At 70.0% G+C, this 16,239-nt stretch carries 12 protein-coding genes and 1 pseudogene; 10 read left to right on the forward strand and 3 right to left on the reverse strand.

Annotation, left to right across the window (positions count from 1 at the left end; genetic code table 11):
- Nucleotides 1–125: 125 nt before the first annotated feature.
- Both KBX50_RS31875 and KBX50_RS31880 read left to right on the forward strand, forming a co-directional pair.
- Entirely contained in the window at nucleotides 126–1,031 is a 906-nt protein-coding gene (locus KBX50_RS31875) for an NUDIX hydrolase (protein WP_210941551.1), read from the forward strand.
- Nucleotides 1,032–1,395: 364 nt separating this feature from the next.
- Nucleotides 1,396–2,343 carry a phosphatidylcholine/phosphatidylserine synthase gene (locus tag KBX50_RS31880; protein ID WP_210941561.1) on the forward strand — a complete coding sequence of 316 codons (948 nt, stop codon included), beginning with the start codon at nucleotides 1,396–1,398 and terminating at the stop codon, nucleotides 2,341–2,343.
- Between the two features lie 202 nt (nucleotides 2,344–2,545).
- Here the strand turns inward: KBX50_RS31880 and KBX50_RS31885 are convergent, their stop codons facing one another.
- The 3 genes and pseudogenes from KBX50_RS31885 to KBX50_RS31895 form a co-directional block, all read right to left on the reverse strand.
- The gene (locus KBX50_RS31885) at nucleotides 2,546–3,793 is read right to left on the reverse strand and encodes a phosphatidylserine decarboxylase (protein WP_210941552.1); all 1,248 of its coding nucleotides are present in this window, start codon (nucleotides 3,791–3,793) and stop codon (nucleotides 2,546–2,548) included.
- A gap of 431 nt (nucleotides 3,794–4,224) precedes the next feature.
- A pseudogene (locus KBX50_RS33720) lies at nucleotides 4,225–4,407 on the reverse strand (hypothetical protein); the annotation flags it as partial.
- The gene (locus KBX50_RS31895; RefSeq protein ID WP_210941554.1) at nucleotides 4,404–6,146 is read right to left on the reverse strand and encodes a PspC domain-containing protein; all 1,743 of its coding nucleotides are present in this window, start codon (nucleotides 6,144–6,146) and stop codon (nucleotides 4,404–4,406) included. The gene KBX50_RS31895 and the pseudogene KBX50_RS33720, both read right to left, overlap by 4 nt.
- A gap of 172 nt (nucleotides 6,147–6,318) precedes the next feature.
- Here KBX50_RS31895 and KBX50_RS31900 point away from each other — a divergent pair, with 172 nt between their 5' ends.
- From KBX50_RS31900 to KBX50_RS31935, 8 genes are all read left to right on the forward strand, one after another.
- A complete protein-coding gene (locus tag KBX50_RS31900) occupies nucleotides 6,319–7,584 on the forward strand; it encodes an ATP-binding protein (protein ID WP_210941562.1) in 1,266 nt (421 codons plus the stop codon).
- Nucleotides 7,584–8,270 (forward strand): response regulator transcription factor, encoded by a 687-nt coding sequence (locus KBX50_RS31905; RefSeq protein WP_210941555.1) that lies wholly within the window; start codon nucleotides 7,584–7,586, stop codon nucleotides 8,268–8,270. The genes KBX50_RS31900 and KBX50_RS31905 overlap by 1 nt, the downstream gene beginning before the upstream one ends.
- Nucleotides 8,271–8,447: 177 nt before the next feature.
- On the forward strand, nucleotides 8,448–9,632 hold the full coding sequence (locus KBX50_RS31910) for a thioester domain-containing protein (RefSeq protein ID WP_210941556.1): 1,185 nt from the start codon (nucleotides 8,448–8,450) through the stop codon (nucleotides 9,630–9,632).
- A 422-nt stretch (nucleotides 9,633–10,054) separates the two neighbouring features.
- On the forward strand, nucleotides 10,055–11,689 hold the full coding sequence (locus KBX50_RS31915; protein ID WP_210941557.1) for an ABC transporter substrate-binding protein: 1,635 nt from the start codon (nucleotides 10,055–10,057) through the stop codon (nucleotides 11,687–11,689).
- A 100-nt stretch (nucleotides 11,690–11,789) separates the two neighbouring features.
- Nucleotides 11,790–12,800, forward strand: a complete 1,011-nt coding sequence (locus KBX50_RS31920) for an ABC transporter permease (RefSeq protein WP_210941558.1) — start codon at nucleotides 11,790–11,792, stop codon at nucleotides 12,798–12,800.
- A 72-nt stretch (nucleotides 12,801–12,872) separates the two neighbouring features.
- On the forward strand, nucleotides 12,873–13,808 hold the full coding sequence (locus KBX50_RS31925; protein ID WP_210941559.1) for an ABC transporter permease: 936 nt from the start codon (nucleotides 12,873–12,875) through the stop codon (nucleotides 13,806–13,808).
- A gap of 165 nt (nucleotides 13,809–13,973) precedes the next feature.
- Nucleotides 13,974–15,011, forward strand: a complete 1,038-nt coding sequence (locus KBX50_RS31930; protein WP_093404964.1) for an ABC transporter ATP-binding protein — start codon at nucleotides 13,974–13,976, stop codon at nucleotides 15,009–15,011.
- Entirely contained in the window at nucleotides 15,004–16,014 is a 1,011-nt protein-coding gene (locus KBX50_RS31935) for an ABC transporter ATP-binding protein (RefSeq protein WP_210941560.1), read from the forward strand. Before KBX50_RS31930 ends, KBX50_RS31935 begins: the two co-directional genes overlap by 8 nt.
- Nucleotides 16,015–16,239 lie beyond the last annotated feature (225 nt).

Below are 16,239 nucleotides of genomic sequence, written 5' to 3' on the forward strand. Positions count from 1 at the left end.
CGCCCCGCCCGCCCGCGCGTCGATCATGAAGTTATTGTCGGGACACGCCGATGGCGACGGCGATAACTTCATGATCGGCGCGGGCGTGCGGGGCGCGGTGCGGTAGTGGACGGGGGCGTGGGGTTGTGGAGCGGGTGCGGCGGGTGGGGGCGTACGGGGTGTTGCGGGACGCCGAGCGGCAGGTGTTGCTGGTGCGGGGCTCCGCCTCGGCGGACTTTCCCGGGGTCTGGTCGCTGCCCGGTGGCGGACTGGAGCACGCCGAACATCCCGCGCACGCGGTGGTCCGCGAGGTCGCCGAGGAGACCGGGTTGACCGTCGAGGTGAGCGGGCTGTGTGCGGTCGTCGCTGACGTGGTGCCGTACCCGGAGCTCGGGGCCGCCCTGCACACCGATCGGATGCTGTTCGACGTGGCGACGATCGGTGGACGGCTGCGCGCGGAGCGCGACGGCAGCACCGACCTGGCCCGTTGGCTGACCCTGGACGAGGCGGCCGAGCTGCCGCTGCTGCCGTTCACCGCCGAAGCTCTCGGTCTGCCGGTCGTTCCGCTGCCGTCCGATGCCCTGCGCCGTCGAGAGCCGTTCCCCGGCCCCGGGGCCGACCGCCGGCAGCGCTTCGGGACGTACGGGATGGTCACCGACCCGGACGGACGGGTGCTGCTGACCATGATCGCCGAGGGCTATCCCGGAGCGGGCCGATGGCACCTGCCCGGTGGAGGCACCGATCACGGTGAACAACCCGTCACCGCGTTGCTACGGGAGCTGGTCGAGGAGTCCGGCCAACTGGGCCGGGTGACCCGGCTGATCGGGGTGGACAACCTGCACAATCCGGCGGCCCTGGGCCCGGAGGGGTACCCCATCGACTGGCACGGCATCCGGGTCGTCTACCGGGTGGAGGTTGACCTGCCGACCGAACCGGCGGTGACCGAACTGGCCGGCGGCTCCACCGCTCGTGCCGCCTGGTTCACCCCATCTGAGCTGCGGAATCTTCCGTTGACTGAGATCGCCGCGATGGTTCTGGAACCGTCGAGGTAACCCCACGGTGACGGTGTCGGGCCGATCTCGCCACCCAGCCGGTGCGGACGACCTCCGGTACAGTCAAGGCAGGGCAGGCGTAGAAAACGGGCGATGGTGTCCCGGATGGGAATAAGACGGCGGTTCGCGCGGTTAAGGGAGATATAAGTACCGCCGGCAGCTATCGCCATTCCCCACCCCCCTGTGCGATGGTGTACTCCGCAAAACGGCTGCCGGGCCAGGAAGGTCCGGCACGAGACAGCCGGACGCCCGCCACGTTGCGGTAAGCCGATCCGGTGATGGAGGAAACGTGCCGAGAGCCCCATGGCGCCGGCGTCGTACGACTGACAGCCCGCGTCCCGCAGGGCGAAGCTGGACGGGCCCACTGCGCCGCAGCGGCACCCTCGCCCGCCAGGTCCTGCTGGTCCGCGTCGGCCGCCGAGGTGCGGAAATGCACGGCGCGACCGACGTGTTGCCCGAGCCCCGGTATCAGGACCGCCCGCGTCGCCGATACGGCCTCAGGCGGTCCCGCCGCACCGGGATGGAGACCATCGCCCCGGTCGGCCCGCTGATCGGCCCGGTCACGGTCAACCCACCCGTTGCGCCGGCTCCGGCGCTGGGCACGTCGACAGCGACACCGGCGCCGCTGCTGCCGGGTGAGCGGACCCCGGCGCGGCGGATGAAGTTCGCCCTGGTCAACGCCTGCACGCTGGCCAGCCTGCTGCTCGGCATCAACGCGATCTTCGTCGCCATGCAGGGTGAGGTACGGCTGGCCGCGTTCCTCCTGATCGCCTGCGTCGCGTTCGACGGCCTGGACGGCGCGCTGGCCCGCAAGCTCGGGGTGTCCAGCCCGTTCGGTGCCCAGATGGACTCGCTGGCCGACATGTGCTCCTTCGGTCTCGCCGCACCTGTGGTGGTCTACGCGTCGTTGGCCGGTTCCGCGCCGACGGCCGCCGCCGCTGTGGCCGCCGCGCTCGTCGCCGCCTGCGCCGCCATCCGGCTGGCGAGGTTCAACGTATCGCCGAGCGACGGACGGTTCTTCTCCGGTGTGCCCACCACCATGGCCGCCGCCGTGCTCGCCCTGATGGTGGTGATCGGCATGCCGGTGCCAGGGGCGGTGCAGATCGCCGGGGTGGCCCTGCTCGCCTTCACCATGGTCAGCAGCTTCCCCTACGCCAAGCTCGCCCGCCTGGTCAAGCTGCCGCCGTGGGTCTGGCTCGCGCCGGTGGTCGGTGCCCTGATCGACGTCCGGCTCACCTTCGGGCTGATCGTGGTCGGATATCTGGTCAGCGGTCCGGTGCTCTGGCTGCGCCAGCGTCGCACCATCGTCTGACCTGCTGCTGAAAAGGGGTGTCGCGGCCAAGCCGCGACACCCCTTTCGCATTGCCTCATCACCGCCAGGTGGCACCCGACTCGCGGCATGTCGCGGCCTCCGGGCCGGGTGAGGGCCCAGGTTGCCGCAACCCGCGTGCCGGCCCACCCGCGTGCGGCCGTAACCCGCGTGCGGGCCTACCCGCGTGCGGTCGCCTACCGGGTCAGCGCCAGCGGGCGATCACGGTCGATCCACCGATCACCTTGTCACCCGGCCCGACCAGCGGCTCCGCGGCCGCTGCCGGCAGGTAGACGTCGGTACGCGAGCCGAAGCGGATCAGCCCGAACCGTTCGCCCCGGGCCAGCAACGCGCCGATCGGAGCGCGCTGCACGATCCGGCGGGCGATCAGGCCGGTCCGCTGGGCCACCACCACGGTGCCGTGGGTGGTGTCCAACACCGTGTAGGCGGCCACGTTGTGCTCCGCGTCCGGCTTCATCGCGTTGACGAACCCGCCGTCGGCGACGAAGTAGTCGACCACCTTGCCGGCCACCGGGGAGCGGTTGACGTGCACGTCCAGCACCGACAGGAAGACAGCGATCCGGAGGAACTCGCTGTCGCCGAAGCGCTCGTCCGTCAGGCGCTGCACCGACAACACCTGCCCGTCGGCGGCGGCCACCACGGCCGAGGGGTCCTCCGGCACGTCCCGCTGCGGGTCCCGGAAGAAGGCCGCCACCGGCGCGGCGGCCAGCGCGGGCAGCAGCCAGAGCTTCGACTTCGGTCGGGCCAGTCGGGCCAGCGCGGCCAGCCCGAGAGCGATGCCGGCGGCGGCGACCCCGTTGGAGTCGATGTGCATGTCGCGGCTGAGCGGCACGCTCGACGGCCGGTACGCGGGAGCGAGCCGCTCGGCCGCTGCGGCCTCGGCCGGGGTGAAGCGGAGCCGGTACACGCGTACCGGCGGGTTGTTGAGCAGCACCAGGTCGTTGCCGACGCCGTACAGCGCGCCCTGCCGGTCCAACTCGGCGGCGGCGCCGGCGGTCCGGGCGACGGCGGTGGCGACGCTGAGCACCGCGCCGTCGGCCAGGTACTTGGTGAGTGCCCCGATGGTGGTGCGGGCCTCGTCAGCGGTGCCGGTGAATGCCTCAGCGGCGATGACCACCGCAGCGGCCTCCGCCTCGGCGAGGCTGTCCACGACCCGGACCCGTTCGGCGACCCAACGCCCCTGGGCGGTGACGTGCTCCCGCAACGCCGTGGCGCTGACCCGTTCGGCGGGTACCAGGGTGAGGGTGTCGCCGGGCAGCATCGCTTCGATCGCCGCGGTCAGCACCGCGGACTCCGGAGCCGCGCCGACCAGCAGGGCGGCCTTCGGTTCGTTGATCCGGGCAAGCTCGGAGACGAGGGTACGGGCGGCGCGCTCGCCGAGGCGGACCGGACCGGATCGGTCGGGCGTACGCACGGCGGGGGACTGGGTCATGTCGAACGGGCTCCTGACGGGTAGAGGCGACTGACGCGATGGTCACCGCCGGCGGCGAGGTCGGCCCGGCCACGGACGGCCCGCGCGCCGACGACCCGCGGGGTTGCCCTGCGGCGCGGGCCGGCCAGCGCTGGCGGGAGCACACCGGCCAGCATAGGCGGCGAGCGAGCGTGGCCGCACGGTCAGGCGTCGCGTCCCTGCCGTCCGGGTGGTGGCGGCTCGTCCGACCCGCCGAACAGATCCAGCGTGCGGTCCACCTGCGGATCCGGGTCGGCCGCCGGTGCCGAGCTGACCGGGGCCGGCTCGTCCGTCGGGGTGTCGGGACTCACCGGGCCCCGAAGCGGGTCGGCGGCGGTCTCCGCAGCGTCCGGTGCGGAGTCGTTCCGGCCGGTGTCGTCAGGAGTGTCGATCGGTGCGGGCCGACCGTTGTATCGGCTGGAACGCAGGGCGCCGATCAGGCCGAGCCCGCCGACCAGGATCAGTCCGCCGGCCAGGAACCAGCCGGCCGGTGGCAGTACGAGACCGAGCACCTGGGCGAGGAGCCACCAGGCGGCGAGGGCGAGGAAGAGCAGCCCGAAGGCGAACGACACCAGGTCGGTGCGGTGGGTCCTCACCGGGTCACCTCCATGTGTCCGGCGTTGACGTGCAGGTTGAGGCGCAGCGTTCCGCCGCCGGCCCCGTCCGGGCCCAGATCGACGACGTCAGCGGGCCGGTTGTCCATGCCCTGCGTTCGCTGGCCGAGGACGTCGGCGTCACCGGCGGTCACCTGGGTCACCGCCGTGACGTCCACGTTCGGCGGCAGCACCACGGTGGCCTCACCGAAGTTGATGGCGACGGTTATCTCCGTCTCCTGCTGGTCGAAGTCGATCGCCCGCAGGTCGAGCACCGCGTCGCCGAAACTCTGTTCGTACCGGACGGCGAGGTCGCGGTGGTTCGTCGGTGCCCAGGTGACCGCGCCGTCCACCCCGCGTACCCGGTCGTAGGACTCGACGACCGTGACCACGGCCAGGGCGGCGGCGGTCACCAACCCGAGCGCGATCAGCCAGCGGGCCCGCCCGAACCAGGTACCCACGAGCAGGCCGAGGCCGATCACCGCGAGTGCCGCGGCGAAGTAGGCCGACGCGCCGATCCCGAAGATGTCCAGCAGGTCGAGCACGCCGACCAGCCCCAACGCGAGGAAGATCAACGAGAAGGTCACCGCGCCCAGGGCCGATCGTTCCCGGGGCTTGCGGGGCGGCTTCGACTTGGGCGGTGGCGGCGGGGCCACCTTCGGCGGCCCGGCGTAAGGGCCGTGCGGGGCGAACGGGGGACGGTAGGTCGGTGGGGTGACCGGTGGGCCCGCGGCGGCGGCGCTCGTCGGCCATGCCGACGCCGTCGGCAACTGCATGGTTGGCTCCTCAGGCCCGCCCGGCACCGACGGTGCCGAGGGAACGCCGGACGTCGGGCCGGCTGGGTGGAAGGCGGGCGGTATGACCGTCGTGGTCCGGCCGAATTCCGGGTACGCCGCCGGATAGGCGGTCGGCCCGGGATAGCTGACCGGCGGCACCGGACCGGGTGGCGGAGGTGGACCCGCGCCGACACCGGCGTCCGGCGTACCCGGTACGGCCGACTCGGGTCGGGCTTCGCGCTGCTGACGGTTCAGCAGCAGCGCACCGCCGACCAGGATGGCCGCGCCGAGCAGTACCGCGCGGAAGGCGTCGGTGACGACGAAGCCGAAGCCGACCGCCACCACCACGCCGAGGACGATCACGGTGACCGGGGACATGCTGGAACGCCCACGGCCCAGCATGGATTCGATGGGCGAGGCGGTGTCGCCCTCGCCCGGGATGATCAACCAGGCGGCGACGTAGACCAGGATGCCGACGCCGCCGAAGAAGCCCAGGACCGCCAGCAGCACCCGCCAGAGCACGGGGTCGGTGTTGGTGGCTCGGCCGACGGCAGCACAGACGCCCGCCAGGTAGCGGCCCTCGCGTGGCCGGACCAGCCCGTACCGCGAGGTGAAGCCGGCGCCGCCGAACGGACCGCCCGGGCCGCCTCCCGGCGGCGGCCCGCCCCACCACCCCGGTCCACCGGGTCGGCCCGGCCCCCCTGGCCCGCCCGGCCCCCCCGGCCCGGCGGACGGTGGCGCGGTGTCCCATGCCGTTCCGCCGGTGGGTGGTGGCGCGGCGGCAACGGGTGGCGGTGTGTCGTCCCACGCCGCTCCGCCGGTGGGCGCCCGCCCGCCGGCCGGCGCGGCCGGGCCGTCCGCCTCGGCACCGGGGGATTCGGGTACGGCCGGCCCGGTGGCCGCCGGAGGCGTCGACTCCGGTTCGGTCGGCCCCGGCCGGTGCGGCTGGGCAGCGTCGTCGGTCATGCCTCGATCCTGCTGCGCCCGATGCCCGAGCGGCCTCCGGAGGCGACCCTGACCCCACCCTGAGATCCGGCCGGCCCGAATGTCGGGGGCGTCCCCGTGGTCGGGCGGCCACGCCGCGTGTGACGATCGGAGCGGCGCCGGAAATCCTCGCCTCTCCTCCGGCCCGACCGTCCTGACCAGGGAGCCCGCGATCAGCAGCATCAGCCAACCACCCCGCCTCTACCGCGCCCCGGAGCACCGGATGGCCGCCGGGGTGGCCGCCGGCATCGCCGAGCATCTCGGAGTTCCGGTGGTCCGGGTCCGGATCGCCTTCATGGTGCTGCTCGGGCTGAGCGGGTTGGGTCTGCTGCTCTATGCCGCCTTCTGGGCGGTCGTGCCGCTGCGACCCGGTGACAACGCCGTACCGCCGCGCCGCGATGTCGGCCAGTTGCTGCCCTTCGTGGCCATCGGGCTCGGGGTACTGCTGATCCAGGTGATGGTCTTCGACTCGGTCGGCGCGGCCGGCACGGCGGGCTGGTTGGTCGCCATCATCGCGGTCGGCGCGGGCGTGATCTGGCACCAGTCCGCGCCCGAGCGGCGACGGCAGTGGGGCGAGTCGATGCCGGTGCCCTGGCTCGGCGCGGTGATAGAGGAGAGCGACCGGCGGGCCTTCGTGCTGCGCTTCGTCGGGGGCGGGGTGCTGGTCGCGGTCGGCATCATCGGTGTGGCAGCGGTCTACTCCCCGGCGCAGAACCTCGACGCCGTGATCAACGGAGTGATCTTCGCGTTGGTCGGGCTGGCGGGTGTGGGGGTGGTGGCCGCGCCGGTGCTCTGGCGCACCTGGAACCAGCTCCGCTCTGAGCGCGAGGGGCGCATCCGCGAGCAGGAGCGGGCCGAACTGGCAGCCATGGTGCACGACCAGGTGCTGCACACCCTCGCGTTGATCCAGCGCAACGCCAGCGACGTCAAGACCGTGCAGCGGCTCGCCCGGGGCCAGGAGCGCTCGCTGCGCAACTGGCTCTACAAGCCCACCGCGTCACCCACCGAACGCCTCGCCGCCGCGCTGGAACAGGCCGCGGCCGAGGTGGAGGACACCTTCGCGATGACTGTGGAGGCGGTCGTGGTGGGCGACCGGGAGACCGACGAGCGGGTCGGCGCGCTGGTGGCCGCGGCGCGCGAGGCGCTGGTGAACGCCGCCCGGCACGCCGGGGTGCAGACCGTCTCGCTCTACGCCGAGGTCGAGCCCGAACAGGTAAGTGTCTTCGTACGGGATCGGGGTGTCGGGTTCGATCCGGATACGGTGGAGGACCATCGGCACGGTGTCCGAGGCTCGATCGTCGGGCGGATGAAACGGCACGGTGGCCGGGCGGAGATCCGTTCCCGGCCTGGAGAGGGGACCGAGGTCCGGTTGATCCTGCCGATCTCCCGGGAGTCGGCCACTGCGGAGAGGGACAGATGATGGCCGAGCAGTCGACACCACCGGTCGAGCCGGAGAGCACCGGGCCCGGACGGCTGCGGGTGTTCCTGGTCGACGACCACGCCATGTTCCGAGCCGGGGTACGCGCCGAACTCGGCGTGCACGTCGAGGTGGTGGGCGAGGCGAGCACGGTGGCCGAGGCGGTCAGCCGGATCGCGGCCACCGGACCGGACGTGGTCCTGCTCGACGTGCACATGCCCGACGGTGGTGGTCGAGCGGTGCTGGAGGCTATGCGGCGCAGCCACCCCGAGGTCCGATTCCTGGCGCTCAGCGTCTCCGACGCGGCCGAGGATGTGATCGGGCTGATCCGGGCGGGTGCGCGTGGTTACGTCACCAAGACCATCTCGCCGGACGAGTTGGCTGCGGCGATCCGGCGGGTGGCCGACGGCGACGCGGTGTTCAGCCCCCGCCTGGCCGGTTTCGTGCTGGACGCCTTCGCGGCCCGGCCGGACGCCCCGGTCGCCGATCCGGAACTGGACCAGCTGACCAACCGGGAACGCGAGGTGCTGCGGCTGCTCGCCCGGGGGTACGCGTACAAGGAGATCGCCCGGGAGCTGTACATCTCGATCAAGACCGTCGAGACCCATGTCTCCAACGTGCTGCGCAAACTCCAGATGTCCAACCGGTACGAGCTGTCCCGGTGGGCGGCCGACCGGCGTTTGGTATAACCGACCTTCTCGGCATAAGCGGCTAATCAGGCCGCAGGGCGTGACATGTGATCAAGTCGCGGTCAATAATGCCCCTCGCCTTTCCCGCGTGCGGATGCTGCTCATCCCGCGGGAACGGCGACTCAGGCCGCCCGCGCGTACGCGGGTCACTCCCTGCCCGAGAGGTGCACGAAACTCATGATCGGACAACGAGGACGGCGCTGGGCGCGGATCGCGCTCGCGGCCGTCACCGGCGGCGCGCTGGCGCTCGCTGCCGCCGCCCCGGCCGCTGCCGAGGACCCGGCCACCGGCGTGGCGAAGTCGGTGCCGGACAGCACCGTCAAGCTGCTGCTCGACGGTAAGGTCAAGCGGACCTCGGCGCTGGCTATCAAGATCGACGGAAAGCGGCTGCCGGCCTTCTGCATCGACTACCACACGAACGTCGCGATCGATGGCAAGTACCAGGAGGGCACCTGGGACGAGTCCCAGGTGAAGAACCTCGCGAAGGTTCAGTGGGTGCTGACTCACGGGTACCCGAACGCCGACTCCGCCGCGCTGCTGGCCGCCGCCGGTGCCACCGTGCCCGCCGGGACGGACGCGAAGGTACGCCGGAACCTGCTCTACTTCGGCACGCAGACCGCCGTGTGGCACTTCAGCGACGGCATCGAGCTCGGCGACTGGGTCGCCGGGCGTGGCCTGATCAACAAGCAGCGGTACGAAGTGATCAAGAAGGTCCACGACTACCTGATCGCGAATGCCACCGACCAGCCCGAGCCGAAGGCCGAGCTGAGCATCGATCCGGCCACCGCCACCGCGAAGGTCGGGGAGAAGGCCGGGCCGTTCACCGTCAAGGGGCCGGCGGGTGAGATCACGCTGGCGGTCACCGGCGGGTCGGCGGTCGACGCCGAGGGCGCGCCCGTGACCACGACCGACAACGGCGGCCAGTTCTGGCTGACGACCGAGGAAGCCGGCGAGGTCAGCGTGACCGCGTCCGCCGCCGGCTCGGTCTCCTTCGGCCGGGTGTTCCTCTACACCGGGTCCAAGGCGGCGCAGAAGCTGATCCTGGGCGGCAGCACCGGGGCCACGGTGACCGCCGAGGCGAAGGCCACCTTCACGGCGGCGCCGTCGCCGCAGCCGAGCAGCCCCCAGCCGACGACGCCGGAGCCGACCCCGTCGACCCCGGAAGAGTCCCCGTCGCCGAGCGCTCCTGAGGAGTCGCCGGCGAGCCCCGCCCCGTCCACCTCGCCGGCCTCGAACGACGGTGGTCTGCCGCTCACCGGTGCGCCGATCGTCACCGCGATCGCTGCGGGGCTGGTGCTCCTGCTCGCGGGCGCGGTCACCGTCCTGGTGCTGCGTCGTCGCAGGATTCACTTCACGGCCTGATCAACCGTCGCGACACCTCGTCCGACCCCGGATCCCGCAGCACGCGGGGTCCGGGGTCGGACCACTCTGGGGGACAGGAGTCCTTCAGCCGACCAGAACGATCGACCGCTGGTCTGGAATCAGACTCATACTTTCGGGTAGGATTCCGGAAGGAGTGGCGGGATTCACGTCGATGCTCCGGCGGGTTCGCGGAGTCGTCGGGCCCGCGTCATACGACGGTCGGCCGAGCGTGGAAATGTGGTTGACGAGCAGCTCATACCATGCCTCCGGCGCGCCGGAGTGGCGCCTGTGGGTCGATGTCGGCACCGTCCCGGGCGGGTATCGGGTTGATAACACGCCTTCCCGCCTGGGCGCATTGAGTGTCACAGTTGCAGGCACCTCACAACCCCCTCGTGAGCCGAGCGCCCTGAGGAGGCACTCCCATGCGCGGGAAATTCCTGAAGGTGGCGGTCGCGGCGACCGCCACCGCCATGTTGGCTACCGCTTGTAGCAGCGGTGGCGACGACAATGAGCCGGCCGGCGAGTCCGGCGGCACGCTGCGGGTGTACAACGCCGAGCCGGCGTTCCTGACCCCGTCCGGCGGCGACGACGAGCCGTCGTTGTACGTGATTCGTCAGCTGTACCGCGGTCTGGTCAAGTACAACGCCGAGACCTCGGCGGTCGAGATGGACCTGGCCGAGTCGGTCGAGTCGACCGACCAGAAGCTCTGGACGATCAAGCTCAAGAGCGGCTACACCTTCGACAACGGTGAGCCGGTCAACGCCGACGCGTTCCTCCGGTCGTGGAACTACGCCGCTTACGGGCCGAACGCCCAGAACAACGGCTACTTCATGAAGCGGATCGCCGGTAAGGCGGACGTGGCGCCGGCGGACCCGGACGGTGAGGGCCCGAAGAAGGCTCCGGAGCCGACCGCCGAGACCATGTCGGGTCTCAAGAAGGTCGACGACCTGACCTTCACTGTCGAGCTGGACGCGCCGTTCTCCGGTTTCCCGACCACGATCGGTTACCCGGGCTTCTTCCCGATGGCCCAGGCCTGCGTCGACGACATCGCGAAGTGCAACGAGACGCCGATCGGTAACGGCCCCTACAAGATGGACGGCAGCTGGCAGCACAACGTCGCCATCAACCTGGTCCGCAGCGAGTCCTGGAAGGGCGAGCCGGGCAAGCCGGACCGCATCGAGTACCGGATCTTCGCCGACATCGACGCTGGCTACGCCGCCTTCCAGGCGGGCGAGCTGGACGTGCTCTACACCCTGCCCCCGGCCCGTTACAAGGAGGCCCAGGCGCAGTACGGCGACCGGATGTACGAGCAGCCGGGTGACAGCTTCACCTACGTCGGCATGCCGCTGTACCAGGACACCTTCAAGGACAAGCGGATCCGCCAGGCGCTGTCGCTGTCGATCGACCGGCAGTCGATCATCGACGCGGTCTTCGACGGCCGGTTCACCCCGGCCAGCGGCTACGTGGCCCCGACCTTCGAGGGTGCTCGCGAGGGCGTCTGCAAGTACTGCACCAAGGACGTCGAGAAGGCCAAGCAGCTGCTCGCCGAGGCCGGCGGCTGGCCGGCCGGTGAGAAGCTGATCCTGTGGGCCAACGCCGGTGCCGGCCACGACCTGTGGCTGCAGGCGGTCGGTGACCAGATCAAGGAGGCCCTGGGCATCGACTACGAGCTCAAGGTCAACCTGCAGTTCGCCGAGTACCTGGAGACCGCGGACCAGAAGAAGTTCACCGGTGGGTTCCGCCTCGGTTGGGGTCCGGACTACCCGTTCATGGAGACCTTCCTCTACCCGCTGTACGGCACCGGTGCCGGCAGCAACAACTCGGGCTACTCGAACGAGGCCTTCGACAACCTGATGAAGCAGGGCGACTCGGCCGAGTCGATCCAGGCCGCCATCCCGGCGTACCAGCAGGCTGAGGACATCCTCGGCGAGGACCTGCCGGTCATCCCGATGTGGTGGAACAAGGTTGGCGCGGTCTACAGCGAGAACGTCGACCAGTTCGTCTGGAACGCCGTCTCGGATGCCGACTACGGTGCGATTTCGCTGAAGCAGAACTGAGCTTCAGACTCCTGATCCTGCCGTAATACGACGTGGCGGCAACGGTGACCCCACCAGGGTGATCGTTGCCGCCACGTCAGCGCCGAGAGGAGACCCCGTCATGGGGCGCTACGTCATTCGACGGTTGCTCCAGTTCATCCCCACCGTGCTGGGCACCATGTTCCTACTGCACTACATGACCTCGCTGGCGATTCAGTTCAGCGGGAACCCGGTCCGGGCGCTGTTCGGGGACCGGACGCCGCCGCCCGCGCTGCTTCAGGCGATCACCGAGCGGCTCGGCTACGGTGACCCCTGCCTGGACCAGCGGGGCAACCCCTGTTTCGGGCTCTTCCTGGACCGCCTGCAGAACATCTTCTTCCACTTCGACTTCGGCATCAACCTGCGCCAGCGGGAGGTCACCGACCTGGTCGCCGACGCCATTCCGTTCACCCTCAAGCTGCTGGTCATCGCGATCGTGTTCGAGGCGGTCGTCGGCATCGCAGCGGGTGTGCTGGCCGGTCTGCGGGGTGGTAGCTTCACCGACTACCTGGTGAAGATCAGCACGGTCTTCGTCATCTCGGTGCCGATCTTCGTGCTGGGCGTGGTGGTCCGGGAGTTCGTCGGGGTCAAGTTCGGCAACGTGCTGCGGGGCCAGGACTGGATTCCGGACGTGATCGCGTCCGGCATGTTCAGCCCCGGCTTCAAGCCCGACTATCCGTTCGCAAGCCTGATCATTCCCGGCATGGTGCTCGGCGCGGTCTCGCTCGCCACCACCGCCCGGCTCACCCGGACCAGCATCATGGAGAACATCCGTGCTGACTACGTCCGCACCGCCAAGGCCAAGGGGCTGACCAACAAGCGCGTCATCGGCGTGCACACGCTCCGCAACTCGCTGATCCCCGTGATCACCTTCCTCGGCGTCGACATCGGCGCCGCGATGGCCGGGGCGGTCGTCACCGAGACCATCTTCAACGTGCCGGGCATCGGCCGACTGGTGACGATGTCGGCGCGCACCGGTGAGTCCTCGGTGGTGGTCGGGGTGGTGACCATGCTGGTGCTGGTCGTCCTGCTGGCCAACCTGCTGGTCGACCTGCTCTATGCCGTGCTCGACCCGAGGATCCGCTATGAGTGACCGAATCACGGTGGCGGACGTAGGTCTTCCGACCGTTCCTGATGGCCGGGTGGAGCGAAACGAGGTGTGGACATGAGTGACCTGACGAGCGCGGGATCCGCCGTCGGCGGTGCGCCGGTGGCCGGTGACGGCCCTACGCCTGACGCGCCGAGCGGCAAGGAGCGCAACGCGAGCCTGTGGGCGGACGCCCGCCGGCAGCTGCTACGTGACCCGGTCTTCGTGATCGCCTGTCTCTACATCCTCATGGTCGGCTCGATGGCGCTCTTCCCGAAGCTCTGGACCAGCCAGGACCCGCGGGCGTGCAGCACCGACCGGTCCCGGGTCGCCCCGAGCTGGGACCACCCCTTCGGCTTCGACATCCTGGGTTGCGACTACTACTCGCACGCGATCTACGGTGCCCGCCCGTCGATGGTGATCGCGGTGATGGCGACCGGCGGCATCGTGCTGTTCGGCGGGGTGCTCGGCCTGCTCGCCGGCTACTACGGCGGCTGGGTCGACGCGATCATCTCCCGGGTGATGGACATCTTCTTCTCGCTGCCGTTCCTGCTCGGCGCGATCGTGTTCCTCACCGTGATCAAGCGGCAGAACATCTGGACCATCACCGCAGTGCTGTTCCTGCTGGCCTGGCCGACCATCGCCCGGATCATCCGGGGCAGTGTCATCTCGTCGAAGGACCTGGACTACGTGCACGCCGCGAAGGCGGTCGGCGCCCGCAACTCCCGGTTGATGTTCCGGCACATCCTGCCGAACGCGATCGCGCCGATGCTGGTGTACGCCACCATCGTGCTGGGCTCGTTCGTCGCCGCCGAGGCCACGTTGACCTTCCTCGGTGTGGGACTCCAGCCGCCCGCGCAGTCCTGGGGCATCATGATCAGCGCCCACCAGGTCTACTTCCTGGACGACCCGTGGCTGCTGCTCTTCCCCTGTGGTCTGCTGGTGGGCACGGTGCTGTCCTTCATCCTCATGGGTGACGCGCTGCGTGACGCCCTCGACCCGAAGTTCCGGTGAGTCCGATGAGCGAGTCTCAGCGAGCGAATCATCAGCACAGGGCGACGGTGCCTCATGAGGGCACGGAGCGAAGCGGAGTGCCGGCATGAGCGAGCTTCTGCGAGCGAATCATCAGCACAGGGCGACGGTGCCTCATGAGGGCACGGAGCGAAGCGGAGTGCCGGCATGAGCACTGATGTGAACGTCAAGATGGAAGCGCTGGCGGGTGTGGACCCGGATGCGCTGCCGCTGCAGGTCAAGGACCTGCACGTGGAGTTTCGCACCCGCAACGGCATCGCTCACGCCGTGAACGGCGTGAGCTTCGACCTGCGGGCCGGCGAGACCCGGGCGATCCTCGGCGAGTCCGGCTGCGGCAAGAGCGTGACCGCTCAGGCGATCATGGGCATCCTGGACACCCCACCCGGCTTCATCACCGGCGGTGAGATCCTGTACCGGGGGGTCGACCTGCTCAAGCTGCCGGAGTCGGAGCGCCGCAAGGTGCGTGCCAACCGGATCGCGATGATCTTCCAGGACGCGCTCTCCGCGTTGAACCCGGTCTTCACCGTCGGGTTCCAGTTGGCCGAGCTGTTCCGGAAGCATCGGGGCATGTCCCGGCAGGACGCCAAGGCCCGTGCCGTCGAGCTGCTGGACCTGGTGAAGATCCCGGCGGCGAAGCAGCGGGTGAACGACTACCCGCACCAGTTCTCGGGTGGTATGCGGCAGCGCGTCATGATCGCGATGGCGTTGGCGCTCGACCCCGAGGTGCTGATCGCCGACGAGCCGACCACCGCGCTGGACGTGACCGTGCAGGCGCAGATCATGGCGCTGCTCGCCGAGTTGCAGCGGGAACGGAACATGGGCCTGGTGCTGATCACCCACGACATGGGTGTGGTGGCCGACGTGGCGGACCGGATCTCGGTGATGTACGCCGGCCGGGTCATCGAGGAAGCCGGCGTGAACGACATCTACGCCAGCCCCGCCCACCCGTACACCAAGGGTCTGCTGGAGTCGATCCCGCGTCTGGACCTCAAGGGTCACGAGCTCAGTGCCATCAAGGGCCTGCCGCCGATGCTGACCAACATCCCGCCGGGCTGCGCCTTCAACCCCCGGTGCGGGTACGCGCAGGAGGTCTGCCGGAAGGACCCGGCGCCACCGCTGTACCAGGTGTCGCCGAGCCGGACGGCCGCCTGCCACTTCTGGAAGGAGGTCAAGGGCGATGAGTGACGTGGTGCTGGAAACCCGCGACCTGGTCAAGCACTTCCCGCTGACCCGGGGCATCGTCTTCAAGAAGCAGTACGGTGCGGTGCAGGCGGTCGACGGGGTCAACCTGCAACTGCGGCGCGGCGAGACGCTGGGCATCGTCGGCGAGTCCGGCTGCGGCAAGTCGACGTTGGCTCGGCTGCTGGTCGGGCTGGAGACGCCGACCTCCGGCGACCTGTTCGTGCAGGGCAAGAACATGTCGAACGTCGGCGCCGAGGAGCGACGTCGGGGCCGGCGCAACATCCAGCTGGTGATGCAGGACCCGTACACCTCGCTGAACCCGCGGATGACCGTCGGCGACATCATCGGCGAGCCCTTCGAGGTGCACCCGGACGTGCTGCCGAAGGGCAAGCGGCGGGCCAGGGTGCAGGAACTGCTCGATCTGGTCGGTCTCAACCCGGACCACATCACCCGGTACCCGCACCAGTTCTCCGGCGGCCAGCGGCAGCGCATCGGCATCGCCCGGGCGCTGGCGCTCAACCCGGAGATCATCCTGTGTGACGAGCCGGTCTCCGCGCTGGACGTCTCCATCCAGGCCCAGGTGATCAACCTGCTGGAGAAGCTCCAGAAGGAACTCGGGCTGTCGTACATCTTCATCGCCCACGACCTGTCGGTGGTCCGGCACATCGCCGACCGGGTCGCGGTCATGTACCTCGGCAAGATCATCGAGATCGGCGCCGAGGAGGAGATCTACGACAACCCGACCCACCCGTACACGCAGGCGCTGCTGTCGGCGGTGCCGGTGCCGGATCCGAAGCGGCGTGGGCATCGGGATCAGATCGTGCTGACCGGTGACGTGCCGTCGCCGGCCAACCCGCCCTCGGGCTGCCGGTTCCGTACCCGGTGCTGGAAGGCCCAGGACATCTGCGCCGAGCAGGCGCCGCTGCTGGAGGTCCGCGATAATTCGGACCACCCGAGCGCCTGCCACTTCGCTGAGGTACGCGACGTGGTGCACGCGTCGGAGTAGCCCCACAGACGCCGTCGGCTTCCGTCCATCCGTACCGGGAGCGGCGGTGAAGGTAGTGCCTCCTCAGTGATTCGGGGCGTCGGCCGTCACCAGCAGCCGGCGCCCCGGTCCACATCCGGCCCGCCCGCCCACACCCAGATCCACACCCAGGTTGATCAAGAAGTTTGCGTCTGGAACAGCGCGAATCCAGACGCAAACTTCTTGATCAACGGGACGGGTGGGGGG

Source organism: Micromonospora sp. C51, assembly GCF_018070435.1.
Classification (GTDB): domain Bacteria; phylum Actinomycetota; class Actinomycetes; order Mycobacteriales; family Micromonosporaceae; genus Micromonospora; species Micromonospora sediminimaris.

Coding starts and splice junctions, on each gene's coding strand:
- KBX50_RS31885 (WP_210941552.1), bottom strand. CDS start 3,793: ATGACCCAGTCCCCCGCCGTGCGTACGCCCGACCGATCCGGTCCGGTC.
- KBX50_RS31895 (WP_210941554.1), bottom strand. CDS start 6,146: ATGACCGACGACGCTGCCCAGCCGCACCGGCCGGGGCCGACCGAACCG.
- KBX50_RS31905 (WP_210941555.1), top strand. CDS start 7,584: ATGGCCGAGCAGTCGACACCACCGGTCGAGCCGGAGAGCACCGGGCCC.
- KBX50_RS31910 (WP_210941556.1), top strand. CDS start 8,448: ATGATCGGACAACGAGGACGGCGCTGGGCGCGGATCGCGCTCGCGGCC.
- KBX50_RS31915 (WP_210941557.1), top strand. CDS start 10,055: ATGCGCGGGAAATTCCTGAAGGTGGCGGTCGCGGCGACCGCCACCGCC.
- KBX50_RS31920 (WP_210941558.1), top strand. CDS start 11,790: ATGGGGCGCTACGTCATTCGACGGTTGCTCCAGTTCATCCCCACCGTG.
- KBX50_RS31925 (WP_210941559.1), top strand. CDS start 12,873: ATGAGTGACCTGACGAGCGCGGGATCCGCCGTCGGCGGTGCGCCGGTG.
- KBX50_RS31930 (WP_093404964.1), top strand. CDS start 13,974: ATGAGCACTGATGTGAACGTCAAGATGGAAGCGCTGGCGGGTGTGGAC.
- KBX50_RS31935 (WP_210941560.1), top strand. CDS start 15,004: ATGAGTGACGTGGTGCTGGAAACCCGCGACCTGGTCAAGCACTTCCCG.